The organism is Deinococcus aerius, assembly GCF_002897375.1.
GTDB lineage: Bacteria > Deinococcota > Deinococci > Deinococcales > Deinococcaceae > Deinococcus > Deinococcus aerius.
In genome coordinates this window covers 352,693-377,773 of sequence record NZ_BFAG01000002.1, presented here as the reverse complement: position 1 = coordinate 377,773, position 25,081 = coordinate 352,693, and the positions used below count along the sequence as shown (strand labels likewise).

Here is a 25,081-nt window from a genome sequence, read left to right as displayed (position 1 = left end):
GACGTCGAGGTTCCCCCGGGGCCACCGAGCCGGGTCTCCTCATCCTCGGCCCACCGCCCCCGACGCCCAACCGGTACACTCCAGGTCAAGCGCGGCGGGGGGAGACATGGGCATGCGGCGGATCACCTGGATGGTCGTCCTCACTCTGTTCACGTGTGCTCTGGCGGGCGGCGGGGGTCCTCCGGGCCCGCTGGCCCCCGACTTCGCGGTTTAGACCATCGACGGTCAGGCCGTGCGACTCTCGGCCCTGCGCGGGCAGGCGGTGATCATCCTCTTCAGGGACGTGCACTGTGCGGTGTGCCGGGACAACGACCAGTTGCTGCGGCTCTACCAGGACGAGTATGTCGACCGTGACCTGACCGTGATCAGCCTGCACGCGCACGTCACGCCGCTTGACCTCGCCTGCTACGACGCGCCCTTCCTTTTCGGCGTCCTGACCGGTCGCGATCCGGGGGTGGTGATCTTCCATGAGTACCACGCGACGCTCCCCACAACCGTGTTCATCGACCGGCGCGGCCGGGTGCGGAATGTGGTTCACGCACGCCTCGACGAGTCCACCCTGGTGCGCGACCTGCAAGGCCTGTTGTGAGGCAGAGGTGCGTCGCTCTCCGGGCCCAGGGTCGGGGGGCGGAGCCCGGTGAGGCGCCACGGACCGGCGTCTCCGGGGATGGAGCGGCGGTCGTGGCAGCCCCCCCGCGGCGTCCCGGGCCAGCGGCCGGGGAAGAGCCCTCTGATCTGGGGGCAGGGGTCGGCGGGAGGGGGTTGGTCATCCAGCGTGGCCTGACACCCGCTTGCCTTTCTGCCGTCCGGCAGGCACGATGCGGAGCATGACGAAAAAGTCGACGAAGGCCCCGGCCAAGAAGCCTGCTGCCGCCAAAGCCCCGAAACGCGGCGCCGCCGAGGCCGAGCAGCCCGCGCCCGCCGCCGAGGTGACCACCGGGCGCGGCGGCAAGGTCGCCAAGACGCAGCTCGTGGAGCAGGTGGCGGAGAAGAGCGGCCTGACGAGGAAGCAGGCGGCCCAGGCGGTCAACGCGGCCATGGACGCCATCGTCGAGGCCCTCCGCCAGGGGCAGAGCGTGGGGTTGCCCGGCCTGGGCACGCTCAGCGTGAAGCAGACTGCCGCCCGCACCGGCGTGCGCCCCGGCACCTCCGAGCGCATCCAGATCCCCGCGGGCCGGAAGGTCGCCTTCAAGGTGGCGACGCAGCTCAAGGGCGCGCTGTAATCCACCGCTGGGGCAGAGGGGTGGGGGCCGCGGTCCCCACTCCTCCGCTTTTGCATGGGCACGTGAATCCTTGAGACCCCCCCGCAACTAGCCTTCCCGCACGCCAACTCCTCCCTTGTAGACCTGCGGCTTGATGCTCGACCTCTGGCTGGTGCCGGTGTCCATGCTGGACCTGGTAGGCACGCCTCAGGAACCGGAACCGCCCTCCGGTGCCCACCAGCTCTACCACCTGCTGCTGCAGGATGCCCCTCTCCCGCGGGTCGACGAGGGAGTCTGGCTGCCGCTGGGGCCTTCCACGGTTGAGGCGGCGTTCCACTCCCCGGAGGAGCGGGCCTCGCTGGCCCTCCTGCGGCTGAACGTGGTGGACGAGCTGGCCTTTCACCAGGCCCGCGCGGTGCTGGAGGCCTGCGGGTGGCAGTGGCCTCAGGGTCCCACCAGGATTCGCCACAACCCGGCGCTGCCCACCGAGCTTCAGGCGGTGCAACGCGCGTAGATTCAGCTGCAGGTAATTCAGCCTCTCCTCCCGCTGGGGCTCAGAAGCAATACCCGGGCGGCGTTTCGCGCGCGCGTTCGAATGGGACCTGCCCGCCTTCTCTCTGGACCGCTGGATCCAGGCGTATGAACAGGGCGGGGGCTTTCGTGGCCTGCTCCCCCGCGAGGCCCGGACGCGTGACGTGCTGGGCCTAGCGGCGCCCGCCCTGATCGAAGCGGCCCAGCAGCACAGCAGACGGACCCGTCCGGGGGGGCGCGGCCCTCGCGGGTGGTCCTCCAGGAGATTCAGGCGGCCTGCCGGGCGTGTGACCTGCCGGTGCCTCACACGAAGACCCTCCGCGCGCTCCTGTGACGCTCCTCGCACGGGTCCCCTCCCAAGATTGAGGCCCTCAACATCGACGACGAGCTGGAGGCCTTCCTCGACAGCTTCGGGGAGGACTAGAGCATTTGACAGAATAACGGCATGGAGAAACGGGTGGGGGCGCGGGGGTACAGCGTGGACCTGCGAGAACGGATCGTGGCGGCGGCATTGAAGGACCCAGACCATCAGCGGGTGGCCGAGACGTTCCAGGTGTGGGTGGGGACGGTCGAGCTGTATCTGAAGAAACATGCCGCGGGGACGTTGAAGACCGTGAAGCGACCCACGGGACGTCGTCGCACGGTGCAGAGCGAGCATGAACAGGTCCTGCTCCAGTTGCTGGAGGAGGACCCCGACGCCTCGTTGGAAGAACATGCCCGCAAGCTGGAAGCCAAGACGGGGCTGAGGATCAGCTACCGCACGGTGGACCGGGTGTTCCAGCGGCACGGCATCACCTACAAAAAAAACGCGGGTCGCCTCCGAACGAAGTGAAGAACGGCGCCAGCAGTTCCTGAACGACTTGGCACCGTACCTTCGGACCCCTGCCCGGCTGGTGTTTCTCGACGAGAGTGGGTTCAACACGGCCATGACTCGCCCCTACGGACGAGCACACCGCACCCGTCGGGTGCGGTGTGCGGTGCCGCGCAACTGGGGCCGCAATCACACGCTGATTTGCGCCGTCCAGGCAACGGGTCCGTTTGCTCCCCTCGTGGTCGAGGGCGCGGTGAACGGACCGATCTTCGAGTGGTATGTCCAGGAAGTATTGTGCCCAGCCCTCACCCCTGGACAGGTGGTGGTGATGGATAACCTGTCGGCGCATCATCGCGCGTCCGTTCGGACGCGCATCCAAGCCCAAGGTTGCTCGGTGCTGTTCTTGCCGCCGTACAGCCCGGACTTCAATCCCATCGAAATGCTGTTCTCCAAGGTCAAAGCCCTCGTCCGTGCCGGGGAGTGGCGGGAGGTGCCTACTCTGCTCAACGCCGTCTGGACTGCGCTCAACGCCGTGACGTTGCGCGATGTCTTCGGCTGGTTCACCCACGCCTTCCCAAATATCTTCTTGTGTCAAATGCTCTAGTCCCCCTGCCCGGCCGCAGCCACCTGCCCGGCCGCAGCCACCTGCCCGGCCAGGTACGTCCGCACGGCCTGCTCCATGTCGAGCGTCAGTCGCGCTCCGTTGTCCTGAAACGCCTGACAGGTCTCGGGCAGCGCGTCCACCAGCACCGCCGGGTCGAGGGCCCGCATGACCTTGGCGTCCTGGGGACGCAGAACCCCCCAGCGGGACAGCAGTCGCTCGTGCAGCTCCCGGGCCGCCTGGAGCCGCCGCTGCGCCGCACGTGCCGCCACCTGCGCAGCCTCCCGCGCCGCTTTCGCCTGCCGCTCCTGCTCCTGCGCCTTCAGCCGGGCGACCAAGCCGTCCAGCGCGGCGAGCAACCGGGGCGTGTACGCCCGCCCCTCCAGCGCCTCCCGGATCCTCTGGAAGTCGTTGGCCGAGAATCGCCCCCGCCACCCGGCCAGGTTCCGCAGCAGGTACGCGCGGTCCTCGTCGGGCAATGCGGTCTCCGGCAACCGGGTGGACACCAGCGCCCGCAACCGGGCCGCCTGCTTCACGGTGTACCGGTGGGTGTCCAGGGCCCGGCGCAGCGCCTCCTCGTCGGGCCCCAGGTCCGGCATGAGCTGCGCCCAGGCCAGGCGCAGGGCCTTCCGTGCGTCCCCTTCGAGCTGGGGCGGCGTCAGCGTGCCCGCGTCCAGGTTCAGCCGCTCGGCGGCTTCCTCCAGCGCCGCCCGGAGGTGCGGGGGGAAGTTGTTGTCCCGCACCGCCACCGCGAAGTCGGCCTGCAGGGCTTCCGGCATCGCCCGGACGAAGGCCGGGCGCAGGCGCAGGGCCTGGATCTGCGTGTGGGTGAGCTTGGCTCCCTTCGCCGCCCGCCGGGCCTCCTCCAGGGCAGGGAGGTCCTCCGGGCGGAGCCGCATCTGGTTCAGCCGCTCCAGCAGGGGAGCCTGCTTGGGGCGCAGATGCAGCCGCACCCGGTCCCGCTGGTCGTACCAGCGCCGCTGCTCGGGCTCCCCCAGCCGCACGTCCTCCTGAACAGGGCGCAGCGGGGCGACGCCCCGGTCCGGTTGACTGGCCCGCACGTTGCTCCACGCTTCCCGCAGGCAACTCCGCTCGTAGACGGTGAGTTGCCCCTGGATCAGGTGGTGTCGCCAGCGGGACTTCTGCAGAGGCGTCAAGTCCTCCAGGTGGGCCTCCAGCTCTGGCCAGCGGGAGACCAACTCGGGCGTAACCTCCCCGAACGAGCAACCGCGTTCCCGCCGCTCCTGAACCTCCACCATGGTCAGTAGGTCGCCGGTGACCTCCCGCAGCGCGGCCAGCACCTCCCGGGTGCAGGGCACGTGCTCTCCCTCGGCGGCAAGGAGGTCGGCCACCTCAGCCCGCATCGCCTGCGGCAGAGCCTCCAGCAGCATCGGCACGTGCGGCTGGAGATGCGCGACGACGTCCCGGGCCAGTAGACGCCGGCCATCATCGACCGGCAGGGGGGCTACGGGCCGGGCGGGCCGGGGCAGAGGAGCCTCGGGTTCCGGCACGGCGGGTCGGGTCCGGGCCGCCTCGACCTGCTCGAGCGTCACCCGGCGGGAGTGGTCCCTCAGCGCCTTGAGCCCGGCCCGGTTCAGGGGGATGCGGGCGTGGAGCAGCCGCTGCAGGTGCTCGCGGATGGGGTCCTCGTCGCGCAGGCTGTCGAGGTACGCCTGCGTGATCAGGCCTTCGTGCAGGCCGTTCGCCTGGCCGTAGCCGCGCAGGTCGTCCCCGTGCCGGAGCAGCAGGTTCCGCTGCTTCGCCTCGTGCGCCGCGTCCAGCAAGACGGTCTCCATCGCGTTCGTTTGCCGGGGGTCCAGCCCCAGGATGTCCTTCAGAATGCAGGTGGTCCCGATGGGCGTGTGCCAAGTGCCGTCTTCCGAGCGGATGCTGTAGACCACCAGCCGCGCTTGGCTGGAGTTGTTGATCGGCGAGACGGCCCGGACCGGCTCGTCGTACTCCTCCACCCGGAAGTTCTCCGGGTCGAGCGTATAGGGAAACGTCCGGCCGTCGTGGTACCGCAGCGTGACGCGGACGTTCGCAAGCACGAGGTCCTCCTCGCTCAGGTCACGGTTCAGTCGGAGTGCGAAGTCGCGCAGGATGCGGTGGAACTCGGGCGCGTCACTCAGCCGCAGCGTTTCGCGCATGACACCTCCAGGGGGAAGGCAATAAGGGGCAACCACAGGTGTGACGCACAACCTGGCGGGCCGACTCGAACAGCCCCTGCCAATACGCCATTAGCGTAACATGAGTTGGGAGTTTGATTCCAGCAGGAAGTGATGCTGCGCTCAGGTGCGAGAGGCTTTCCCCAGCAACAGCACGAGGAAGGCCTCCAGGTCGATGTCAATCGAAGAGGGACGGCAGCGACGCAGCGTGGGTCGGGCTCACCGTCAGGGCCTGCACTTACCGGAACTCCAGGCCTCGCTCCTCCAACTCCGCTCGGGCTGGCGCCATGATGGACGGCGCCGCGAGAATACCCCGCACCACCAATGAAAGATGTACTGGCAGGGACCGGGTGGGGAGGTCAACAGCACCACATGCCACGCTAGCGCGTACACCACACCCACCCACATCCCCCGCGCCCAATCCAACGTGCATATGCTGGTGTAATCCGTCGGGCAGCGGGATTCCCCGTTCTCCCGCACTTCCGGCGGAACACGCCCCCGATGGCCCCAGCTCAAAAGGGGATGAGCAAGTTGAGCAACCGGCGCAGCTCGTTCGGGGTGTCGTCCGCCGTCCGCGTCGCCGCGCGAGCGGCCAGGTCCCGGAACTCCTCCTCGGAAGGCAGCGCCGTGGCCTCCACCGTCAGGGTATGAGCGGAACACTCCGCCTCCCCCCCGCACTCCACCTGCACGTCGCACGGGAGGTAGCAGCGGCCGGGCTCCAGGTCGAAGCGGGCCCGCAAGACCCCTTCAGGCGCCGTGATGATGAAGACGAAGAGAACAGGGATCACTGCCCCTATTGTGCGCCCTGCCGCGTCAAAGCACGAGGAGGGGGTCAGTCCCTGGCCCTTAGGTTCACCAGACTCACCCCCAGCAACCGGACCCGGTGCCCGGCCAGCAACTCCGGCGTCAGGACCTCGGTCACGGCCTGAGCCAGTTCGTTCGCCCCCTTGAGCGGCTGCTCGCGGGTCCGGTGCCGCGTCACCGTCGTCCCATCCTCGAAGCTGAGTTTGAGCACCGCCGTCCGCCCCACGTACCCCCGCTTCGACCACCGGGCTTCGACCTCCGCCGTGAGGGACAGCAGCTCGGCCAGGACCGCCTCCCGCGTGCTCAGGTCATGGTCGAAGGTCCGCTCCACCCCGATGGACTGCGGCTCGCGGTTCGCCTCCACCGGCCGCTCATCCACCCCCCGTGCCAGATCGTACAGGCGCGGCGCCAGCTTCCCGCTCCCCAGAATGGCTTGCAGGTCCGCCAGGGACCTCGCCCGCAGGTCTGCCCCCGTGTGGATGCCCTGGGCCTGGAGCTTCCCCGCGATGACCGGCCCCACCCCGTAGAAGTCCTCGACGGGCAGGCCAGCGAGCAGGGCGTCCACCTCCTCAGGGTAGATGACGGTGAGCCCGGCGGGCTTGTGCCTTCCGCTGGCGAACTTGGCGAGGAACTTGTTCACCGAGACCCCGGCCGAGCAGGTCAGGTGCGTCTCGGTCAGGATGTCGGCTTGGATCGCGCGGGCGATCCCCTCGGCGTCCTCCAGCGTCCGGCCCTCTGCGGTCAGGTCCAGGTAGGCCTCGTCCAACGCGAGCGGTTCAATGATCCCCGTGTACCGGGCGAAGACCCCGTGAATCTGCGCGGAGACGGCGCGGTACAGGTCCATGCGCTGCGGAATGAGGACGATGCCGGGGCAGCGCAACCGGGCCTGATACACGGGAAGGGCGCTGTGAACGCCAAAGCTGCGGGCGACGTAGTTAGCGGTCATGACGATGCCGCGGCGGCCAGGGACGATGACCGCGATGGGCCGCTCGGCCAGCTCAGGCTGCTCCCGCTCCTCGACGGAGGCGTAAAAGGCGTCCATGTCTACGTGCACGATCAGGCGCTGCATGGAGGCAGTGTCCCTCCTGAGCCGGGCGTCTTCCGTCGGGTGTCATGCGCTTCCCTGTGCCACAGGTGCCCGTCGGGGTCCAGGCCGTCCCAGTCCCCCAACCTGTGGTTCGCACCCCTTGCCCTTTGCGTCCCCCTGAGAATCAAGCGCTCTCCCGGCCTCCCTCCAGCTCCCGTGTCCTTTAACCCTCAGAACTCCTCAGAGGCCCCTTCTCGTCCTTTCTGTGGCCGAGCAGATTTCACTCCGTCTGAGACGGCCTTTTTCTTGACCCTTTTTTGAGAAGGAGCAACTTGAGCAGATTTATTCTGTAAAAGGAAGAATGGTAGGCACTGATGTGCTCATCTTGCTCCGTCGGGCGTGCATCAACCACTTGGACCTCGACATGGGCCTCCCACTCCTCACTCCCGTGGGGCTGCTCGACTGAACGTCCCTCGCCGCCTGCAACGTCAGCGTGCAGGAGCGGGAGGCCGCTCGGCCCACCCGGGGAGATCCATCCCCAAGACGCCGCGGCACACGGCTCGCCGTCCCCGCCCAGGGTCAACGGGAGCGCCGCCGGGACGGGCGGCGGGACGGACGCCGTGCTCGCGTCCCCATCTTGACGCCCCACCCCGCCACCCATGCGCTCAGCCCCTCCCACCAGCCCAGGCCGATCGGCGCAGGGGCAGCTTTCCTCCCCGCCGTCTTCCGGGAAGGCTCGTCCCCCTGGGCTTTCCTGGTACGTTGGCCCGGTTCCTTCCCCGTGGAGGAGGTCCTGACTGGACGTTGGGCCTGGGGTCCGGTTTCCATGGCCCGTGGCTCCGCTGTCTTGCCCGCCTTCGCTGTGCGCGGCCTCTGTCCCGAGCCCCCGGGCAGGACAGTCTGAAAAAGCGTGACCGTCACCTCCACCCGGGGCCGGGCCGGGTCATAGCGCGGGTGGTCGTGGCTGCCGTACACCCACTTGTCGCCCTGGGGAAACAGCGCGTCCACCACCCCCTTGCGCACGTTCTCCGGGTCCGCGTGGGTTTTGTTCGCGAAAAAGCACACCACGTCTAAGCGGACCCGGCTGCGCTCGTCGGTGGGCCGCACCCCAAGCAGTCCCGGTGGGGCGTGGGCGCGCACGTGGTCCTTCCAGGTGTGGTATTCGCGCATCCGGGTGTGGTTGGGCCGGGCTCCCTGGGTGTAATAGCCGACGAGCTTGTGGAGGCGGGAGGCGGATGGGTCCGCTCGTCCGCCGCTGCGGCGCCAGGTAGGAAGGGCGGGGATGACGAAGGTGGTGGGCTCGGGGGTGGAGGAGGCAGGCATACGGACGAGGTTCCTTTCGGAGGCAGGTCTTACCCTAGCGCCCTGGGTGGGCGGAGGGACCGGAGTGGAGCCGCGCCCGTTTTCCCACCTAATGCCTGTTAGGTAGGATAAAGTATGGCCTGGAAAATCAGCAGCTATATGACCAACCGACAGGATGAGACCGACCTCGGGAAAGCTGGCGGTGAGTTGATCACTGAAGAACGGCTCGGGGCGACCAACGTCATCCTGGGGCTGCTGCCCCAGGTTGCTGAGGAGGAGTTGGAATCCGTGCTCGACCGAGGGGGGAAGCTCACCGGCACGTTCAACAACCCGGACGGCAGCGTCGGTCAGCGAACCGTCTTCGTCGAAGTTCGCTGACCATGACTCTCGTTCCATTCAAGGGTGGGCTCCTGGCTCAAGCACGGGTCTGGACGAACCTGCACGACGATGAGCTGCGCCGCCGGGCCGTACAGGCGGCGGGCGAAAAGGACGTGTACGCCCTGGTGTCCCTCACCACGGCGTACCTGGCTCACGGAGGAGGCAGCGGCGTCCTGACCAGCCCCCGGACGGTCGAGGCGTACGCCCTGGGCACCCGGCAATTCGTCGAGTACGCGAGCAGTCAGGCCGTGAACCTCCTGCGCCCCGGACGGCACGACGCCCAGGGGTACATCAACACTCTGCTCGCCGCTGGCCGCAAGCCCGCCGGCGTGCAACTCAAGGTGGCCGCGGCGGGATGCCTCTACCGCGCCCTGCGCTGGGCGGGGGCCACCGAGGCCGATCCCTTCCGTGACGCCCGCGTGCCGAGAGACCCAACCCCCGGGATCGTCAAGCGTCCCCCCTACTCGGAGGACGAGTTGGCCGACGTGCTGGAGCAGGCCGACGTGCAGGCCAAGTTCCTGTTGTTCCTCACGGCCCACGCGGGGCTGCGCATCAGCGAGGCGCTCGCGCTGGAGTGGGACGACCTCGACGAGGCGGCCAAGCGGATCCAGGTCCGGTCCGGCAAGGGGCGCAAAGCCCGGGTCGTCGCCATGAGCAGCAGCCTCGCCCGGGCCGCCCGGCACTACCGTGGCCTGTACGCACCCGGCGGTCCCGAGCATGTCGACGGCAAGCGCACGACGCTGCCCATTCGCGTCTTCCGGTACGCGGACATGACCACCGCCCGCTACCATGTCGAAAAGGCGTTCAAGGCCGCTGGCGTGAAGTTCCGGGGCTTTCACCCGGGGCGCAAGTATGCGGGGACGCGGTTGCTGCGGCAGATCAAGGATTTCGGGCGGGTCGCCGCGCACCTGGGGCACTCGTCCGTGGATACGACGCGCAAGGGGTACGCCCAACTGGCCGCCGACGATCTCAAGGACGACCTCGCCGGTTGGTGAGGCTCCCGGGTCTCACCTGACCTACGGGAACAATAGCGGCATGACGCTCCACTCCCCTGTGGCCTCTCCCCTCCTGGGCAGCTTCCCAGCGGCTCCACGTCATGAATGATCTGCCGCTGCGCGCCGCGCGGGCCCGCGAGGAACTGACCGAGGCGCTGGGCGACGTGTTCGGGGTCGGGTGTGACCGCGCTGGGCTCCTGACGCTGAGCCTTCTCACCGCCCTGGTCCAGCACCAGCAGGCGGGGGGGCAGGGCGTCCATGTCCGCGAGAGCCGTTACTTCGTCGGCCTCACACCCCTGGTGCCGGAGGTTCGGGAACTCGCAAGCCTGCGACCCGAGTACGAACAGTTGTACGCCCAGGAACCGGCCCAGGCGCACCTGTTGGTCCAGCGAGCGCTGCTGGCCCGTCTGGTCCCTCACGCGACGCGTGGCGGCAAGGCATGAATTCCCTCTCCCCCATCCACAGCCTGCAGGTGCTCGACCTTCTGGGACGGGGTCCGTCCACAACCGGCGACGTCGCGGCCTCCACCAATCTCCCGCGCGCAGACGCCCACGTCCTCCTCAGGACTCTTCAGGACGCTGGCCTGGTCTGCAAGGCCGCCGACCGCGCGGGAACACTTCGGCTCCACCAACTGCCTACGCTGGACACCGAGACCGGCGAGGTGACCCAGGAGCAGGTCCTCGCTGAGGTCGAGCGGCAGCGCACCGTGGCCGCACTCGTCACCACGACCGGTTTTCCGCGCACAGTCGTCACGGACGTGCTCACCCGTGCGCTGTGGCGAGGCGAGGTGAGCTGCCGCTGCATCGGGAGCCTGGGGGTGTTCACCCGGGGTAAAGCCTGGCAACCGAGCGTTTCCGGTCAACCGACATGAAGCGTGAACGGGTACGAAGGGGCGGGCGAGGGTCAGGACGTCCGGCCACTCAAGCGGGCGACGCCTCGCTCCAGCAGCAGCTGGAGGAGCGCGGGCAGCAGAGTCAGGCTCTCCCGGGTGAGCTGCTCGACCCGTTCACGCGGCAGGCCCAGCAACACCGCCTGCTCGCTGGCCTGCATCGGATGGATCATCCGCGGCGAAACCCCCTCCCCTTCGAGGAAGATGTAAGTCGCGCGGAAGTTGTCGTGCGCGTCGAAGACCAGCAGGAACGCGAGGCCCTGCCGGAGCGGCACGCCGAACAGGGACTCGCCGGGACGTACGAAGAACAACAGTGCGCCACCCCAGGCCTCCTGCCCAGGCAACTGGTCGGGCAGCTCGAACCAGACCGCGGGACAGGTAAGGGTCAGCAGCCCGTCGGGGAGCGGTAACCCGCGCAGCCGTTCATAGGTGGAACGGCTCAGGGTGCACAAGCGGGCCTCAAACAGTCGCTCCTGGAACGTAGCCTCGAATTGCGCCTGCAGTTCAAGCGGAGAAACTCCCGTGCCATGCAGCAACTCGTACAGGTGCAGCAGCCCGTCCTCTTTGTGCCAGTCATAGCCCAGGCCCCGCCGGGCATCACGTTTCATGGTGTCGATCAACATCCCGCCCTCCTGAACAACCAGGTTCGAACAGAAGTCTAGGGGCGACAGGGCGCGACCACAGCCAGAGCAGGTTCAGTGGCACGCGGACGGCCACAGGGCTTCCCATTTGCCCGACACGCTGCAGCGTCCAACCTGACCCGCCACCACACTTCAGGGTGGAGGACATCCACCCATGACCACACGCCTCACCCTGCTCGCCCTCCTTGCCCTCGTCTCCACACCCGCCGTCGCCCTGAAGGACGTGAACGTCATCCTGACTCCGCAGCAAGCCCAGCACTACACCCTGACGCTCGGTCCCGGCGCCCTCGGCACCCTCGTCTTCCCCGAGGCCGTCAAGGACGTCCTGGTCACACGCGACGGGCTGGTCGACCGCAGGAAGGACGGCAACCGCGTCCTGCTCGCGGGCCTCGCCGGGTACGGCTCCACGCCCCTGCAGATCGTGACCGACAGCGGAACCTACACCTGGCGCCTCACCCTGTCGGGCGACCACGCGGGCAGCATCGTGAACGTCACCGTGAAGGACCCCGAGGAGACGAGCCCGGCCCCACCAACGCCACAGGCCAGCGCCCCCACCACCAGCCTCCGCCCGGGTGCGGCCCTCGGCGCCGAGGAGACCCCGCGCTTCACCTTCACCGCCACCCGCGACGGGAACATCCTCGTGGTCAACTACCGCGTGCAGGCCGGGTCCCGGGCGATTACCCTCAACGAACGGCAGTTCGCGATCAACGGTCAGAACGGCGGCAGCGTGCTCGTCAAGACGAACCTCGGCACGCTCGTGGTCGCTCCCGGCACCACCCGCTACGGCACAGTGACCGCCAGCGCGGCCGACGCCGGGGTCAATCCGACCGTTCTGTGGCCGTACCGCGTCGGCATCAACGAGTACACCACCCGCGCGACCCTCAACGTCACGCCCAGCGGCAATGCCCAGCGGTGACCTGCACACCGGAGTCAACCTGATCACCCTGGTGGGGATCGCCGGACCCCTGGCCGCCCTGCACGTCTCCCAGGACCTGCTCCTCTCGCTGGCGGCGGGATACCTGACCGGGACGCTGCTGATCACGCCTGACCTCGACCTGGCGGGACACGTGCGTGTGCGGGCACGGTGCAACTGGGGTGTCTGGGGAGGCCTGTGGCGCCCGCTGAGCCTGTTCGTGCGGCACCGGGGCGTCACGCACACCTACGTCCGCGGACCGCTCCTTCTGCTGGGGTACGCCGCCGTCCTGCTGACACTGCCGGTCACCGCGCTGCTCGCCGTGGACCGGGCCCTGGACGTCCCCCTGCGGGTACCCACCCCGGACGGGCCGCTCTACGCGGTGGCGCTGGGCGGATACCTGCTCGCGTACTGGCTGCACCTGTGGCTGGACGGATACCGGCCCTGGAACGTGCGCCGGTGGTGAGAGGAGGAACCCCTTGAAACAACCGACCTTCGCCGATGTCCTCCGGAGCGAGGCGCGGCTGACCTTCTTCCAGTTCGGCCGTCTCCGTCCTCCAGGCGGCAGACGGTGGTCTCGCTCCCAGCAGGACGCGCACGTCCTGGAACGGGCACGAACCTTCCTCGACGAGCGGGTGATCGGCCAAGCGCTCGCCGCCTACGGAGTTCCCCAGGCCGAGCGGGCCCTGCGGGTCCTCGACACGGTCCGCGCCCTCGTCGAGGCGGAGGCGGATGGGCAGACGGTACGGGCCAGCAGCAATCCCTTTCAGGAAGAGAACCTGTATTACCTTCCCCCATCCGCCCTGATCGTGGTGAGCCAACCCACCAACCGACGGAGCGAACCGGCCTGGGTCAACCCCCCGCCCACCGTGCCCGAGGTGGAGTACCGACCGCCGGTCGACCTGGCAGCCCTCGCCGCGCAGCCGGAGCTGTCCGTCCCGCCTTCCCCTGCGGAAGGGCCTGAATGGGAACCCGGACCCGAGGTGATGGTCACCGACCATCCACCCGTTGCAGTGATCACGCCTGGTGGGGCCGTGTCCGACCCACGGCCCCACCAGGACCCGGAACCCAGAACTTTTCCGAAGCGTGGAACACCTGGGCACATGTCCATCGCCGAAGCGCTGCTCCACCTCGGCTACGGGGACCTGGAGACCTCGGAACTGTCGGACCCGCGCCTGGAACAGACCCTCCTGAAGGGCGGGAGGATCAACGAGGACCTGGCTTTCCGGGCACTGGCCCTCTCGCGTGGTCTCCCCTTCGTGGACGTGGGCCTGGACCCGCCCCACGAGGACGCCGCGCACCTGCTCGACGAACCCACTCGCAGGACGTACCGGGTGTTCGGGCACCGTCTGGACGACGGGGAGTTTTTCGTCCTCACCGACCAGCCGCAACGAGAGGCGGTCCTCCGGCGGGCGGTGGCCGAACGCAGCGGTCAGCCGCACGTGGAGGTGCTGGTGACGGGGTCCGCGGCGCTCGACCGCCTGATGGGGGGAAACGACACCACGCCCACGAGGGTCGAAGAGTCCAGCCGGGAGGTTCACCAGGAGCAGGCCGGTGAGCCTCACCTGACCCTCCTGCTGGCGGCCGACACGACCATCCAGCCGGGTGAGGTCACCGACTACCTGGGGACCGACTTCGACCCCGACCTCCACGCCCTGCTGCTGGCCTGTCTGGCCCACGCGCATCGGCGGGTCGTCGTGCTGCGGGTGCCGGGCGCATCGGCCTGGCCCCTGACGACGGCCCCGACCGAACACCGTTACCCCACCCTGGCGCGCGAGGATGCGCGGGCGCTGGTGTGCACGGGTGGCTGGCCGGAGGAGGACAGCGAGCGGCTGACCGCCGAGTGGACGGTGGACGGGTCGGGGGCCGTCCTGCGGGCGCTGGCTCAGGACGGCGAGGTGAGGTTCGAGAGTCTGATGCTGGAGCGTGAGCTGCTGGAAGGCCTGTCTCTTCCCGATCCCCGGGAGGCAGAGGGGGGGAGGCGCGGACACCCAGGGGTATTCCGTTGAAGCTGGACAGAGCGTCCAGCGCCTCGTCGGGGAGCGCCGGGGACTGGCCTGCGTCCAGTTTCCCGTATGGGCGCATTCCAACCCTCTTCCAGGCGATCAGACCCGGGCTGTCGGCTATCAAGGGTTTGGACAGGACACCGGATGACCAAGCTCCCGGCTCTGGCGCCTCTCTCCCTGCGATGGGGCCTGCCGCTTAGGCATGTGCCGTGGATACTCGGGCTGGTACTGCTCGTGCTGCTGCTGGAGGCTGTGGTGCAGTCGCGTTGGGTCGTTCCGTGGGTAATCGAGCAGACCGGCTGGACGCCCAAGCGGGGTCCCTCGGACGAGTTGCTGGATCGGATTGTCCGGGGCCCCATGATCGAAGAGGCGATGTTCCGGCTGGTCCTGATCCCCGGGCTGGTCGGTTTTGCCGCCTTCCTGGGCAACCCCGGGGTGCGTCGTCCCCAAGAGGCCTGGCGCCTGTTGCCGTGGTTGAGGGTCGTGTCGTTGGTGAGCTGCGTCGGGCTCAATGCCTTCGACGTGTTGAAGGCGGCAGTGGATCAGCGGCAGTGGAGCCCCACCCCAACATGTTCATCACGCCCCTGGTCCTGGCCTCGTTGTCCCTGAGCCTGCGTCAGCGGCATCCCGGCGGACGACTTTCCCCCGGCTGGCTGATCGGCTGCGCGGCGGTGACGAACACGCTCTTCGCGCTGGCGCACCTGTGCAACTCCCCCGATCTGCCTCACCACCCGGCCGTACTCGGCCTGGTTATCCCACAACTGATGAGTGGGGCGGTGTTCTCCTGGGTGGCGACGCGCTCTGGCCTGCGGGCCGCCATGCTCTGCCATGGGTGCGACAACGCCCTTGTCACTGTCCTGGGAGCGGTGCCGTTGGTGTGGCGGGTCCTGACGAGCTGAGACGCGGCTCTCTCCCGACCCCGGAGAGCGGCCGAAGACCCCTGGGACAGCTCACGAGAAAGGGTCCTCGCGCTCTGCGTTGACACCCCGAAGTTCCAAGTTGTCCTACAGCAGCGCCCGCGTCCCGTGCAGGGGCTCGACGTCCTGCACTTCCAGCCGGGAAAAGCGGCGCTGCGCCCCCTGACGACGCTGCAACACACCCCAGGTGTCGAGGTAGTTTCCCTTGCCCTGCCCGGCGAGCACGACCGCCAGTTCCCCGTAGGCCGCCAGTTCCAGTGGCACCAGTGGTGTCTCCGTCCCCTCCGCCCGCTTCGGCGTGAGCCCCAGTCGAATGTTCGTCACCGGCACCTCGTTCTCCAGGCGCTGGGCCTGCGGTGGGGTGATCAACACCCCCCGCGCCCGGACCCGCCAACGGGCACGAAGCAGCCGCGCGGCCCCACCGCCGTCCAGTTCCAGGCGGACGTGCTCGCTGGGCAGGCGCGCCGCGTCCTGAACCGCGATGACGATCTCCCCCTCATACGCGGCCAGCACGCCCGTTCCGCTGATCGCCTCGCCCGCGCCCAGCGTCCCCAGCCGTCCTGCCAGACGACCCGCGGCGACGCAGGGCTGGTAAAAGACCGTCCGGATCGGCGTCCCGTCCTCCCGAGACCGCTTGAACTCTCCAGCCAGGGTGAACGTGGCGAACTGGCCGCCGGGTTTCAGGACGCCCGGACGCGCGAGCGCGGCGGTGAACTCGGCGGAGGTGCCGTGGGTCAGCGTCATCATGGCAGCATGCTGGGGGAAGGTCAGGTTGGAAGGCGCGAAGTCCAACCTGACCCGGCCGCACAGTGGCCACATGCGACGACGGTTTCTTTCCCTCACGCTGGGGGCGCTGCTTACCCTGGCCCTTCCCGCCCGGGCCGTCTCCCAGCCCGCCCTGGCCCTGCAGCACCTGCCCGTCGTGTATCAGGGCTGGAACGACTGCGGCCCGGCGAGCATCGCGATGGTGCTGGCGTATTACGACTTCACCGTCCCGGTGCAGACCATCAGCCGGGCCACCAAACCGTCCCCGGCCAGCTATATGCAGGTGGAGGCCATTGAGCGCTTTGTCAGCCGCTACGGCCTGCGGTCCGTGCAGATCCGGGGCAGCCAGATTTCCTTGCTGAAGAATCTGATCGCGCTGGGTGTGCCCAGCATCGTCTTGCAGTACGCCCAGGAAGTCGGCCAGGTGCCGCATTTCCGAGTGATCCGTGGGTTTGACGACCGCTTCTCCCGGCTGTATCTGGCGGACCCCTTGATCGGGTACGCTTACATCTCCTACCAGGACTTCGACACCCTCTGGAACATCCAGGGCCGGATCAGCGTCGCGGTCTATCCGCCCGCCATGCACGCGCAGGTGATGAGGGCGCTGGGCGTGGGGGGGTAGCACCCCGTCACATTTCTCCGGTGCGGTCACGCCGGGGAGGTACGCTTGACGGCATGAACGTCGACCGGCAGCGGGCAACGGACCTGCTTTACGAGAGGCCCTACGGCGACGGGGCACGGTTTTTTCTTCCCGACGAAACAGGGCGGCCGGTCGAGGTGGAGCGGCTCCCCTCCACCGTCTGGCGGGCCCGGCAGCGGGTGATCGGCATGCACTTTCTGCCTGACCCGGACTACCTCAGTCTGGTCACGCTGTTTGTCCCCGTCTGGGAGGGCGCTGACCCGCCCCTGCTCTACGAGACGGTGCTGGTGCGCGGCGACGAGGGTGAAGTGGTGGCGCGGGCGGCCACCGTCGAGGCCGCCCGCACCAACCACCGCACCTTCCTCACCCAACTCTGTGCGCGGTATGGCCTGCCCACGCCACCTGAAGAAGTACCCGAACCGTGAACGCGGTCGAGAGGACGTCCTCTCCCGGCGCGGGCAGACCAAACTGGGCGCAGGCCTGGGCGAGCGTGAAGACGTCAATATCCTGCTCTTCCAGCCTGCTGCGCAGGCAGAACACCGGCTGGCGGCTCAGCCGCATCCAGGCGGCCTCCCGGGAAGCGCCCGGCGTTCGGAACGCGAGCAGTTGCGCCGCCCAGCAGGAGGCGTCCCAGGTGGCCAGGGTCCGCCCGGCGGAAAGGTCCAGGGCCCGCTCCAGCACGGCGGACACGCAGGGGTCACGGCGGCTCGCCGAGGTCGCGTAGGCGACCACCTGCCCGTCCTTCCCCAGCAAGGCCGCGCCCGGGGCGGACCAGGATGTGCCCTCGGGAGCCAGCACGAACACCGGCGGCGGGTCCAGCTCGGGGTCCACGGACGCCAGCGCCTGGTAGACGGGGACGCGGCGGCGCACCCGCGGCACATAGCCGACCTGAGGACCGACTGGTCGCAGGGTATAGGGGGGCGTTTCAGTCCAGTCCGGCGGAAAGACGAGCATGAGGGCAGTATGGGTCCACCCCAGGTTGGTGACCTTCCCGTCTCAGGTGTGGTCACTGCTCCAGGCAGGAAACCCGGAATCCACGGCGCGCAGCCGCGAGAGCACCGCCTGCGCCTCACGCGGGTCGGCCTCCTGCTTCAAGCGCGCCAGGATGCCTTGGCGAAGCTCGTCCGGGGTGACGAACATCCAGGGTTGCTCCAGGGCCAGGGGTCCCCGGTAGAGGCCCAGCACCCCACGCAGGGTGGCGCCGCGCAGTTCGCGCAGGTCGCAGCGGGCCCGCACTTCGGGAGCCAGGCGGTAGCCTCCATCCACCCGGACCACCGGGTCGCGTGCCTGACCGAAGACACCCTGCCAACTCGAACGCAGCCCCCTGAGCGTGACGGACAGGTACACCCGGGGTCGCCGGGAATCGCTGAAGAGTGCTTCCATCAGCTCGCCCGCCGAGTGGACCTCGCCGTCACACAGGTACGCCAGCAGCGCCAGCGCCCGGGGCGGCAGTTCCAGCACCCGGCCGTCCAGCCGGGCCAGTGGCGTTCCCAGCAGGCGCACCTCCAGGGTGTGATGCTCGGGTGGACGCTCCTCGACCGGGGGGAGGCCATACCCACCCGGGGAGATCTCCAGGGAAGTCCACCCGGGCAGAGGGTCGGCCGGGAGGACATCGGTCTCGCTGTCCAGAACCCGTCCACATGGGCGCCCGCCCCTCCAGGGGAACCAGTTCCGCCAGGTGGTCACGACCGCCGCACCGTACACCTGCTCGTGGCCCTCGCGCCCACCGTGGACCAGTGCCCGGACCAGCGCACTCTCACGGAGCGCGACGGGACGCTGGGAGGGCGGCGGCGGCGTCTCACTCAGGCAGGCCCGCAAGACCGCCTTGAGGTCCGACAGGGTGGGCTCCACCCAGGGGTCACGGGGCGAGAGCGCCTCGAGCTGTCCGACCAGCGAGAGCGCTGCCGGGTATTCGTGGCGGTGCACGTGCAGCAGACACACCCGGAGACCGGCCTGCACCTCCAGGGTGTGGTAACCCCCCAGGCGCGCTTCCTCCAGGGCACGCCGGGCCTGCCCGAGCGCCTCTTCCTCACCGTCGCCCAGCCGCAACTCGCGGTGAGCCAGGTGTGCCTGCAAGAGCGCCCGGCTCGCACCGTACCAGCGCCCGACGGGGACGGTCACACGCGGCAACTGCCCCAGCAGCAGGCGGGCTTCCCGGAGGTCGCCGAGGTCGATCAGGAGATGCAGCAGCTCAAAGGTCACCGTCAGGTCCGACAACGCCAGAGGCAGGTTGTAGCTGTAGACCATCTGAGCCTGACGCGCCGAGTCCCGTGCGGCCCGGACGTCACCGAGACGCAGGCAAGCACTCGCCCTCGCAACGTAGAAGACCCCGATCTCTTCGGCGGGCAGCCCCACCGCGGCGCCTGAGGCGGTCTGCAACTCCATCAACGCGGCGCCGGAGCGACCCTGCGCCACGAGACACAACGCGAGCCAACCCAGAGCGCGCAGGCGCGGCGCGCTCCCCTCCGGTGAGGCCCTCACCGCCTCGCCGAGGACGCTCACAGCCTGATCAAGCCAGCCGAGCCGCAGGAGCATCTCCCCCACCACGAAGCTTGCTTCCGGTTCACGGGCGCCCTGGTGCCGGGCGTGCTGAGCCACCTTCAGGGCGCGGCCCACCTCCTCCTGATGGGTCGCCAGCCCGTCTTGTGCGCGGGCGAGCAGCAACTGCTCGTCGGCGGTCAGTCGATTGAAGTAGGGTTCCAGGTGGGCCCGGACCTGTGACCAGTGGCGCTCACGCGACCAGATGGAAAGCCGGGTGCGGGCCAGCGCCAATGCCCCCTCCTCATCCCCGATCTCACTGCGCAGTTCCAGGGCGCGGATCGGCTGGGTCGCCTCGATGAGCGTCGCCAGCCGCTCACTGGACTTGCGGAAGCTGTCCGCATCTGTCCGGCGCAGCTCCTCGAGCATCGCCTCACGCAGCAGCGCCGGGGGAGCCACGCCGTCGCCGTGAGGACGGAGCGGGAAGCCCAGCTCCTCGAAGCGGCGGAGGTAGTTGCGGGGAAGACCGAGCGCCTTGCACACTTGGCTGCCGGTCTGACGGTGCCAGACGTCCAGCAGCGCCGCCGGCAGGAGCCCGAGGTCCTCGGGGGCGAGGCGTCCGACCAGTTGCTGGGTGTACTGGTCGGGCTGCCCCTGCCCCCCCGCCAGGATCAGGGTCGGTGCGGGCCAGCCGTCATACGGGTTGTCCGGCACCCCCAGAGCCGCAGCCTCCTGCGAGGTGAACTCCAGCTCTTCCCGCCCCAGGACCGTGACCTCCGCGGGAAAGTACGCGGCGAGCGGCTCGTATCCCGAAACGATCACCTGGACCAGGGGAGCGACACGCACCGCCAGTTCCGCGACAAAGGTGGCTGCCTCCTCGCCGTCGACGCCGTCGATCAGCAGGGTGAAGGGAACCTCGGCGTACAGGAGGTCCTCGGCCACCGCCTGCGCGAGCCCGAACGCGCTGTACAGGTCCCCAGCAGCATACGTCGAGGCCAACCCCTCGAACATCCGGCGGCCCGTCACGCGCATGACGGCGCGGGTGAGGCGGTTGGCGAGGTGAAAGGGGCGCCGGTCGTCAGGCGAGCAGGTCAGCGCCACCACCTGCTGACCCCGCAGGGTGAGCTGCGCCTGGTAGGTCTCGATCAGTCGGCTTTTCCCGTAGCCGTGAGGTGCCGCCAGAACCGCGACCGGCGCCGACAATCGTGCCAGAAGGTGGGGCCGCGGCAACAGCGGCACCGGGCTCACCGCATTCAGACGTCCAGCCATCCTCGCATTTCTCCTCTTCCCAAATCTCCAACGGCGACTTCCGGAGCGGCAGAATTGACCCAGACAAGTTCAACCACCGACGAGCAACTTTAAAAAGTGCTAGACAAGTTAAAGAGGAAGACGCTCCACGTTTTTACCATCTCTTAATTTATCGGTCATTCTGTTCGGCGGCTTATGACGGGGGGCTTCTTCTCCCAGTCGTCCAGTAAAAAGATCAGGTCAGCAGGGCGGAGAACGAAATCTCAAACACAGTACGGTCCCGCCTCCTGTCTGAACAACTTAAGCCCGTTTCCGTAAAAACAGCGTTCTAGAGAGGGTTTAAAGAAAGCTCCGCAGAGTTTTGGGTCCGGCGGGCACCATGCGCGCGAGATGCGAGCCGACCTACGCCCCCTGTGCCTTGAACTGAGCCGAAACGGGATCACCGCGGCGGAGATGTACCAGCGTTGCAGCGGGCAGCCGGGTGCACCGTCACTGCGGACCTGCCGTCAGGCGCTGGTCACGTTGACCGAGGAGGGCAGCCTGCATGCCCACGGGGGCAACGTGAAGGTGTACTTCCTGCGAGAGGAACTCCCCCAACGCTTGCGGGACTGGCGAATCCGGCTGCAGGCACGCGTGACCGAGGTGCTGTCAAGTGTGGGGACCTGGGCCGATTTCGCCCAGTTGCGACGCGCGCTCGCGGAAGTTTCGGGGGGCTACGGCGGGGATCCAACGCTGCTGAGTGACGTCTTGCAGGATCTGCCTGACGTCGAGCGGCAGACCGTGCGGCTGCGGCGAGACGAGATCACCCAGTACCGGCTGCCTCCACCGGCGTGGCGCCCGGCACTGGACCCGGCGCTGATCCACCGGGCGAGCGAGGCAGCGTCCACCCTGCTCCACCCGGACGGACCACGGCGCTTTTCGGGGGTGGCGTTTCGCAACGCTCTCGGCGTGGCCCGGGACGTGGCGGAGCAATTGCTCGCCCACCTGGTGGGTGGCGGGCTGATTCGCGCCATCGAGGGGTGCCTGATTGCCACCTTCGAGGCGGCACCGAGGCGGCCTGACCGGCCACGTCCTCCCCAGCCCCGCCGCCGCGTCGCCCGCGCTCTCCCCCGTTCCCTGCGGGCTCGGCCGCTGCGGCCACCGCTCACTCCCCCGATTGCCGAAGAGGCGCCCGACGGGCCTCAAAACTTAAGAGCCGAGCCTCCTCAACCCACCCGACGAGGCTTGGCTGACGTCCCGCGACCGGCGCGTGAAGACCTACCGGGACATCACACGCAGCGTCCGCGACGAACGGGGCCCACTCACTCCCCAGCACCTCACCACGTCCCTGCTCGGGCCAGTCCCACCCGGGCAGGTGCGGATTCACACCGATGGCGACAGCGGAGGCAACCGGCAGGGGAACCTGATCACGGTTTGCAGGGACGAAGCCATTTCCCTAGAGGAACGCCGCCGCATGGGCGCACGTGCCCGCCAACGTCACCAGCAACGTCACGAGGAGCCCCATGCCTGCTGAAGCCAGCAAACGTCCCGAGCAGCGTCTGTACCTCCAGCTCTCGGGCCAGGACCTCACCGTCATTCACGTCCGCAACGAAGGCAAGACCGGGCACTACTTCACCGTGCCGGTTCAGGGCCAGGGTGAGGAGGAACAGCGCCTCAGCGCACTCCTCACCGCCCTGGGCAGCGTGCCGTTTCACAGCCTGGTGTACGTCCACACCAACCTGCACACCCTGCGCGAACAGGTGCGCCGTCCGCCGAGCGGGTGGCCGAAAGAACTCAAGGCGCTGCTTCAGAGAAAGTCGCTGCAACTGCGGGTGGGCACCCTCACCCGGCTCGACGGCTTCTGGCAGGACATCCTCACCCAGGCGGAGGGAGGGACCCTCCCACGCATGAACGGGCTGAACCACTACCACCTGCACACCTACGCCGTCACCGACGGCCTGCAGACCCATGTGGCCGGACTGCTGTACGGCGAAGGCGAACTGCACCTCTATGACGGGCGGGTGCGGGGTGAGCAACTCTGCCAGACCGAACTGGAGGCGGCCTGCTGGGCCCTCGACCTGGTCGCCCCCAGCAAGACGATCGAGCTGCGGCACCAACATCCGACCACAGCGCGCTTCTGGGAGGACGCCGAGAGGTACTTGAGCGATTACCCGGATGTTCAGCCTTTGGCGAGACGGATCGGGCGGCTGATCGAGGAGAAGAACCTGCGTTTCAACGTGCCTCAGACCCGCCTCGACGACACCCTCGCCCGCGCCGTGCGCTGGTACACCGGGCGCGGCCTGGCATGACCGAGGACACGCTCGAACTGCTGCACGCCGGAGGGCTGCTGAGCGAGGAGGAGGCCGACACGGCCCTCCGCACCCAGCAGACCCTGGGAGGCACGCTGCTGCGCGTCCTGGAACGCACCGCGGCCGACACCCACGACGTCTGGCACCGTCTGGCCCGGCTGCATGGCCGCCCCGTCTACACCCGCCTAAACCATATCGAGACGGTCGAGGAAGCCATTCGCCGGCCAGGCGGCGGGGTGGAACCGGTGCTTCCCCGTCCCCTCGCGCTGGACACCCTCACCCTGGCGCAGCGGCGCGAGGGGGAAACCCTGCGCCTGCTGTCTCCCGACCCTTTCCTCGACCTCAGCGACTCGCGGCTTCAGGAACGTGCACACGCGATTTCACTAACCGGAGGCGGGGACCTGGCCTGCTCGGTCCTGCCCCCCGACCTGTACCGCCGCTGTCTGCGCCTCACCTATCCCGAGGCGCTGGCCGGGCCGCTGAGTCTGGCCGACCGCCTCGCGGTCACCGGACTGATCCCCGGGGCAGAGATGCGGCTGTACCAGGGCCGGGAAGCGGGGCTGCTGGGTGACGGCTTGATCAGCGAGGACGACTACGCGGCTGCCCTGGCCGACCACCTGAACCTCCCCCTCTACCGGCACGCGCCCGTGACGCTCGAGGAACACCTCCTGCCGGAGGAGGCCATCCGCCGGCACGACCTCTATCCCCTGCGGCTGGACCGGGAGCGGGGCACGCTGGTGGTCCTGACGGCCACCGCACCCGACGACCTCCTCGGTCTCCACCTGCGGCGCCTGAGCGGCTGGCCGGTGGCCTACGAGATCACCACCCGCACCGTCATCCGCAGCCTCATCCAAAAACGAGGACGGTCCCATGCGCATCACTGATCTGACCGAAATGACGGCTCAATTCGACCACCCCGGTTACCTTCAGCTGTACCTCCAGCGCTTTCAGGAGGCGTTCTCACAAGGCCGATTCGACGCCATCCCCGGGAAGGAGCAGACCCTGCGCTGTGGAAGGCACCGCCTGGACTTCCTGTCCTACGCAATCCTCGATGATGAGCGGTTCCGGCGGTGGCACAAGGAGACGGTCGCGCAGGTGCTCGATTTCCGGCACGACGAGGGCAAGGTCGCGACGCGCGAAACCTACGCCGGGTGCACGCCGGAAATGTTCGCCCTGCTGGCCGCCAAGGCCCGGCAGCTCCAGGGCCATGACGCGGGCAGGGACCCGGGGAAGGAAAGCGGCGAGAAACCAGCCCGGGGGAAAGCGCCTCCTGCCCAGGCGCTGCCGGCCACACCCGCAGGGGCGAGCACCGAGACCACGGGGGACCCGTCGGACGAGCGGCAATCCGCATGAACCTGCTGGAACAGGCCCGGCGTGCCCTGGAGGTGGGGTGGAACGTGATCCCGGTTCACCCGTTCAAGGGGCCGCACACCGTCATGGTCGAGACGGGGCACTACACCGTCAACGACGAGGGGAGGCGGGTGCCCGCCTGGCGGGGGTTCCAGCAGGAGCGGGTGAGCCCGGACCTGCTGCGTGAGTGGTTCCACCCCCGGCGCCGCGTCCCGGGCATGGCGGGCGTCACCGGGACGGTCAGCCGCCGGGTCGTGATCGACCTGGACGGAGCGGCGGGCTGGGCGCTCCTGAAGGCGTGGGGCCTGGTTCCCAGCGCCCTCTCGGGGGGCGGGTCCCCGCACCTGTACTTCCCGCATCCGGGCTGGAAGGTCCGGACGCTCGCCAGCGGCAGCTTCAAGAACCCGCCGTTCCCCGGACTGGATGTCCGGGGGGACGGCGGGATGATCGTCCTGCCCCCGAGCGTTCTGGCCAACGGGAGGTACCAGCTCCTCAGCGAGGCGTTGCTCGACCCCGCGTGTCTGCCCGAGGCGGTAGCCCTGTGGACGGGCCTCACCTGCCCGCCCCCGCCGGAATTGCCGGAACTCGACCCGAGCAAGCTGAGGGCCGGCGAGGACGCGCCGACCCTGTTGCGGGAAGCGCTGAACCGGGCTTCCGGTGCGCGGAACAACGCCGGGTACTGGCTCGCCCGTGAACTGAAAAAGGCGGGATACGCCCTGGAGGACGCCCGGCCCGTGATGATGGACTACACCGACGGGGTCGGGCAGCAGGACGCACGCGGTCGACACGACCCCTACACTCGCCGGCACGCGCTCGCCAGCCTGGAGAGCGCCTACCGCGCGCCCGCGCGCCCGAGGCTGGCGCACAGAAGCGGGACGGTCACGGACCCACTCGACGAGGCCCGGCGCGTGCTGCCGCAGCTCACCCTGGAAGAGCGCGTCCAGCTCGCCCGGCTCATCGCGGCCACCTATGCCCGCGAAAGTGAGGAGCGCGCCGCGGGCGCCCTGCGAAGTCTGGGGCTGAATCCCGCTGCGGCCCGCGAGGCCGCCATGCAACTCCAGCAGGGCGTGAGTCTTCCGGGAACGCGACGCCTCATTCTGTTCTTGAGGAGAAGGAGATGAGGAGTACAC

The 25,081-nt window shown here is 68.7% G+C and carries 27 protein-coding genes; 19 read left to right on the top strand and 8 right to left on the bottom strand.

Going from position 1 to position 25,081, the window contains the following annotated elements:
• The first annotated feature begins 232 nt into the window (after nt 1-232).
• From DAERI_RS04685 to DAERI_RS04670, 4 genes are all read left to right on the top strand, one after another.
• A complete protein-coding gene (locus DAERI_RS04685) occupies nt 233-589 on the top strand; it encodes a TlpA family protein disulfide reductase (protein WP_165794070.1) in 357 nt (118 codons plus the stop codon).
• A gap of 229 nt (nt 590-818) precedes the next feature.
• Nucleotides 819-1,223: an HU family DNA-binding protein gene (locus DAERI_RS04680; protein ID WP_501162149.1), complete on the top strand. Its 405-nt coding sequence runs from the start codon at nt 819-821 to the stop codon at nt 1,221-1,223.
• A gap of 130 nt (nt 1,224-1,353) precedes the next feature.
• Nucleotides 1,354-1,716 carry a hypothetical protein gene (locus tag DAERI_RS04675; RefSeq protein ID WP_133161963.1) on the top strand — a complete coding sequence of 121 codons (363 nt, stop codon included), beginning with the start codon at nt 1,354-1,356 and terminating at the stop codon, nt 1,714-1,716.
• Nucleotides 1,717-2,178: 462 nt separating this feature from the next.
• Nucleotides 2,179-3,148, top strand: a protein-coding gene (locus DAERI_RS04670) for an IS630 family transposase (RefSeq protein ID WP_103128255.1) whose coding sequence is annotated in 2 segments (ribosomal slippage) — nt 2,179-2,532 and nt 2,534-3,148 — 969 coding nt in all. Because the reading frame shifts where the segments join, the coding sequence is not laid out codon by codon here.
• Here the strand turns inward: DAERI_RS04670 and DAERI_RS04665 are convergent.
• The 4 genes from DAERI_RS04665 to DAERI_RS04645 all read right to left on the bottom strand — a co-directional run bounded on the left by DAERI_RS04665 (nt 3,145) and on the right by DAERI_RS04645 (nt 8,464).
• Nucleotides 3,145-5,292, bottom strand: a complete 2,148-nt coding sequence (locus tag DAERI_RS04665) for a hypothetical protein (RefSeq protein ID WP_103128254.1) — start codon at nt 5,290-5,292, stop codon at nt 3,145-3,147. The genes DAERI_RS04670 and DAERI_RS04665 overlap by 4 nt on opposite strands.
• Before the next feature lie 530 nt (nt 5,293-5,822).
• On the bottom strand, nt 5,823-6,098 hold the full coding sequence (locus DAERI_RS04655; RefSeq protein ID WP_235610255.1) for a hypothetical protein: 276 nt from the start codon (nt 6,096-6,098) through the stop codon (nt 5,823-5,825).
• Between the two features lie 44 nt (nt 6,099-6,142).
• Nucleotides 6,143-7,183: a DNA polymerase IV gene (dinB, locus tag DAERI_RS04650; RefSeq protein ID WP_103128253.1), complete on the bottom strand. Its 1,041-nt coding sequence runs from the start codon at nt 7,181-7,183 to the stop codon at nt 6,143-6,145.
• Between the two features lie 537 nt (nt 7,184-7,720).
• A complete protein-coding gene (locus DAERI_RS04645) occupies nt 7,721-8,464 on the bottom strand; it encodes a hypothetical protein (protein WP_103128252.1) in 744 nt (247 codons plus the stop codon).
• Between the two features lie 114 nt (nt 8,465-8,578).
• Between DAERI_RS04645 and DAERI_RS04640 the strand changes: the two genes are divergently transcribed.
• From DAERI_RS04640 to DAERI_RS04625, 4 genes are all read left to right on the top strand, one after another.
• Entirely contained in the window at nt 8,579-8,821 is a 243-nt protein-coding gene (locus tag DAERI_RS04640; RefSeq protein ID WP_103128251.1) for a hypothetical protein, read from the top strand.
• A 2-nt stretch (nt 8,822-8,823) separates the two neighbouring features.
• Entirely contained in the window at nt 8,824-9,816 is a 993-nt protein-coding gene (locus tag DAERI_RS04635; protein ID WP_103128250.1) for a tyrosine-type recombinase/integrase, read from the top strand.
• Between the two features lie 101 nt (nt 9,817-9,917).
• A complete protein-coding gene (locus DAERI_RS04630) occupies nt 9,918-10,259 on the top strand; it encodes a hypothetical protein (protein WP_103128249.1) in 342 nt (113 codons plus the stop codon).
• Nucleotides 10,256-10,687: a helix-turn-helix domain-containing protein gene (locus DAERI_RS04625; protein ID WP_103128248.1), complete on the top strand. Its 432-nt coding sequence runs from the start codon at nt 10,256-10,258 to the stop codon at nt 10,685-10,687. Before DAERI_RS04630 ends, DAERI_RS04625 begins: the two co-directional genes overlap by 4 nt.
• A 32-nt stretch (nt 10,688-10,719) precedes the next feature.
• Here DAERI_RS04625 and DAERI_RS04620 read toward each other — a convergent pair whose 3' ends face one another.
• Nucleotides 10,720-11,328, bottom strand: coding sequence for a hypothetical protein (locus tag DAERI_RS04620; protein ID WP_103128247.1), 609 nt, complete (start codon nt 11,326-11,328; stop codon nt 10,720-10,722).
• A gap of 172 nt (nt 11,329-11,500) precedes the next feature.
• On the opposite strand from DAERI_RS04620, the gene DAERI_RS04615 reads away from it, so the two are divergent.
• The 5 genes from DAERI_RS04615 to DAERI_RS04595 all read left to right on the top strand — a co-directional run bounded on the left by DAERI_RS04615 (nt 11,501) and on the right by DAERI_RS04595 (nt 15,164).
• The gene (locus DAERI_RS04615) at nt 11,501-12,262 is read left to right on the top strand and encodes a hypothetical protein (RefSeq protein ID WP_103128246.1); all 762 of its coding nucleotides are present in this window, start codon (nt 11,501-11,503) and stop codon (nt 12,260-12,262) included.
• The gene (locus DAERI_RS04610; protein WP_103128245.1) at nt 12,249-12,725 is read left to right on the top strand and encodes a DUF2227 family putative metal-binding protein; all 477 of its coding nucleotides are present in this window, start codon (nt 12,249-12,251) and stop codon (nt 12,723-12,725) included. The genes DAERI_RS04615 and DAERI_RS04610 overlap by 14 nt, the downstream gene beginning before the upstream one ends.
• Nucleotides 12,726-12,738: 13 nt before the next feature.
• Nucleotides 12,739-14,268 (top strand): GspE/PulE family protein, encoded by a 1,530-nt coding sequence (locus tag DAERI_RS04605; RefSeq protein ID WP_103128244.1) that lies wholly within the window; start codon nt 12,739-12,741, stop codon nt 14,266-14,268.
• A 141-nt stretch (nt 14,269-14,409) separates the two neighbouring features.
• Nucleotides 14,410-14,874, top strand: a complete 465-nt coding sequence (locus DAERI_RS04600) for a hypothetical protein (protein ID WP_103128243.1) — start codon at nt 14,410-14,412, stop codon at nt 14,872-14,874.
• Entirely contained in the window at nt 14,835-15,164 is a 330-nt protein-coding gene (locus DAERI_RS04595; RefSeq protein ID WP_103128242.1) for a CPBP family glutamic-type intramembrane protease, read from the top strand. Before DAERI_RS04600 ends, DAERI_RS04595 begins: the two co-directional genes overlap by 40 nt.
• Before the next feature lie 105 nt (nt 15,165-15,269).
• Here the strand turns inward: DAERI_RS04595 and DAERI_RS04590 are convergent, their stop codons facing one another.
• Nucleotides 15,270-15,929, bottom strand: a complete 660-nt coding sequence (locus DAERI_RS04590) for a single-stranded DNA-binding protein (RefSeq protein WP_129117568.1) — start codon at nt 15,927-15,929, stop codon at nt 15,270-15,272.
• Nucleotides 15,930-15,999: 70 nt separating this feature from the next.
• Here DAERI_RS04590 and DAERI_RS04585 point away from each other — a divergent pair, with 70 nt between their 5' ends.
• The gene (locus DAERI_RS04585) at nt 16,000-16,569 is read left to right on the top strand and encodes a C39 family peptidase (protein ID WP_165794069.1); all 570 of its coding nucleotides are present in this window, start codon (nt 16,000-16,002) and stop codon (nt 16,567-16,569) included.
• Between the two features lie 53 nt (nt 16,570-16,622).
• Nucleotides 16,623-17,012 (top strand): hypothetical protein, encoded by a 390-nt coding sequence (locus tag DAERI_RS04580; protein WP_103128239.1) that lies wholly within the window; start codon nt 16,623-16,625, stop codon nt 17,010-17,012.
• Here the strand turns inward: DAERI_RS04580 and DAERI_RS04575 are convergent.
• A complete protein-coding gene (locus DAERI_RS04575) occupies nt 16,951-17,541 on the bottom strand; it encodes a hypothetical protein (RefSeq protein ID WP_103128238.1) in 591 nt (196 codons plus the stop codon). The two genes, DAERI_RS04580 and DAERI_RS04575, sit on opposite strands and share 62 nt — an antisense overlap.
• A gap of 42 nt (nt 17,542-17,583) precedes the next feature.
• Nucleotides 17,584-20,334, bottom strand: a complete 2,751-nt coding sequence (locus DAERI_RS04570; protein WP_133161962.1) for an AfsR/SARP family transcriptional regulator — start codon at nt 20,332-20,334, stop codon at nt 17,584-17,586.
• Nucleotides 20,335-21,815: 1,481 nt separating this feature from the next.
• Between DAERI_RS04570 and DAERI_RS04565 the strand changes: the two genes are divergently transcribed.
• From DAERI_RS04565 to DAERI_RS04550, 4 genes are read left to right on the top strand one after another with little or no spacing between them, the layout of a single operon-like run.
• Nucleotides 21,816-22,601, top strand: coding sequence for a hypothetical protein (locus DAERI_RS04565; protein ID WP_133161961.1), 786 nt, complete (start codon nt 21,816-21,818; stop codon nt 22,599-22,601).
• Complete coding sequence (locus tag DAERI_RS04560) at nt 22,598-23,485, top strand: hypothetical protein (RefSeq protein WP_103128235.1); 888 nt, start codon at nt 22,598-22,600, stop codon at nt 23,483-23,485. The genes DAERI_RS04565 and DAERI_RS04560 overlap by 4 nt, the downstream gene beginning before the upstream one ends.
• Nucleotides 23,472-23,954, top strand: a complete 483-nt coding sequence (locus DAERI_RS04555; RefSeq protein WP_103128234.1) for a hypothetical protein — start codon at nt 23,472-23,474, stop codon at nt 23,952-23,954. Before DAERI_RS04560 ends, DAERI_RS04555 begins: the two co-directional genes overlap by 14 nt.
• Nucleotides 23,951-25,072, top strand: coding sequence for a bifunctional DNA primase/polymerase (locus DAERI_RS04550; RefSeq protein ID WP_103128233.1), 1,122 nt, complete (start codon nt 23,951-23,953; stop codon nt 25,070-25,072). The genes DAERI_RS04555 and DAERI_RS04550 overlap by 4 nt, the downstream gene beginning before the upstream one ends.
• Nucleotides 25,073-25,081: the final 9 nt, after the last annotated feature.

Bases quoted from the DNA above. Each gene is read 5' to 3' on its own strand.
- DAERI_RS04680 (WP_501162149.1), top strand. From the start codon at position 819: ATGCGGAGCATGACGAAAAAGTCGACGAAGGCCCCGGCCAAGAAGCCT.
- DAERI_RS04665 (WP_103128254.1), bottom strand. From the start codon at position 5,292: ATGCGCGAAACGCTGCGGCTGAGTGACGCGCCCGAGTTCCACCGCATC.
- dinB (WP_103128253.1), bottom strand. From the start codon at position 7,183: ATGCAGCGCCTGATCGTGCACGTAGACATGGACGCCTTTTACGCCTCC.
- DAERI_RS04645 (WP_103128252.1), bottom strand. From the start codon at position 8,464: ATGCCTGCCTCCTCCACCCCCGAGCCCACCACCTTCGTCATCCCCGCC.
- DAERI_RS04640 (WP_103128251.1), top strand. From the start codon at position 8,579: ATGGCCTGGAAAATCAGCAGCTATATGACCAACCGACAGGATGAGACC.
- DAERI_RS04635 (WP_103128250.1), top strand. From the start codon at position 8,824: ATGACTCTCGTTCCATTCAAGGGTGGGCTCCTGGCTCAAGCACGGGTC.
- DAERI_RS04630 (WP_103128249.1), top strand. From the start codon at position 9,918: ATGAATGATCTGCCGCTGCGCGCCGCGCGGGCCCGCGAGGAACTGACC.
- DAERI_RS04625 (WP_103128248.1), top strand. From the start codon at position 10,256: ATGAATTCCCTCTCCCCCATCCACAGCCTGCAGGTGCTCGACCTTCTG.
- DAERI_RS04620 (WP_103128247.1), bottom strand. From the start codon at position 11,328: ATGTTGATCGACACCATGAAACGTGATGCCCGGCGGGGCCTGGGCTAT.
- DAERI_RS04615 (WP_103128246.1), top strand. From the start codon at position 11,501: ATGACCACACGCCTCACCCTGCTCGCCCTCCTTGCCCTCGTCTCCACA.
- DAERI_RS04610 (WP_103128245.1), top strand. From the start codon at position 12,249: ATGCCCAGCGGTGACCTGCACACCGGAGTCAACCTGATCACCCTGGTG.
- DAERI_RS04600 (WP_103128243.1), top strand. From the start codon at position 14,410: ATGACCAAGCTCCCGGCTCTGGCGCCTCTCTCCCTGCGATGGGGCCTG.
- DAERI_RS04595 (WP_103128242.1), top strand. From the start codon at position 14,835: ATGTTCATCACGCCCCTGGTCCTGGCCTCGTTGTCCCTGAGCCTGCGT.
- DAERI_RS04590 (WP_129117568.1), bottom strand. From the start codon at position 15,929: ATGATGACGCTGACCCACGGCACCTCCGCCGAGTTCACCGCCGCGCTC.
- DAERI_RS04585 (WP_165794069.1), top strand. From the start codon at position 16,000: ATGCGACGACGGTTTCTTTCCCTCACGCTGGGGGCGCTGCTTACCCTG.
- DAERI_RS04580 (WP_103128239.1), top strand. From the start codon at position 16,623: ATGAACGTCGACCGGCAGCGGGCAACGGACCTGCTTTACGAGAGGCCC.
- DAERI_RS04575 (WP_103128238.1), bottom strand. From the start codon at position 17,541: ATGCTCGTCTTTCCGCCGGACTGGACTGAAACGCCCCCCTATACCCTG.
- DAERI_RS04570 (WP_133161962.1), bottom strand. From the start codon at position 20,334: ATGGCTGGACGTCTGAATGCGGTGAGCCCGGTGCCGCTGTTGCCGCGG.
- DAERI_RS04565 (WP_133161961.1), top strand. From the start codon at position 21,816: ATGCCTGCTGAAGCCAGCAAACGTCCCGAGCAGCGTCTGTACCTCCAG.
- DAERI_RS04560 (WP_103128235.1), top strand. From the start codon at position 22,598: ATGACCGAGGACACGCTCGAACTGCTGCACGCCGGAGGGCTGCTGAGC.
- DAERI_RS04555 (WP_103128234.1), top strand. From the start codon at position 23,472: ATGCGCATCACTGATCTGACCGAAATGACGGCTCAATTCGACCACCCC.
- DAERI_RS04550 (WP_103128233.1), top strand. From the start codon at position 23,951: ATGAACCTGCTGGAACAGGCCCGGCGTGCCCTGGAGGTGGGGTGGAAC.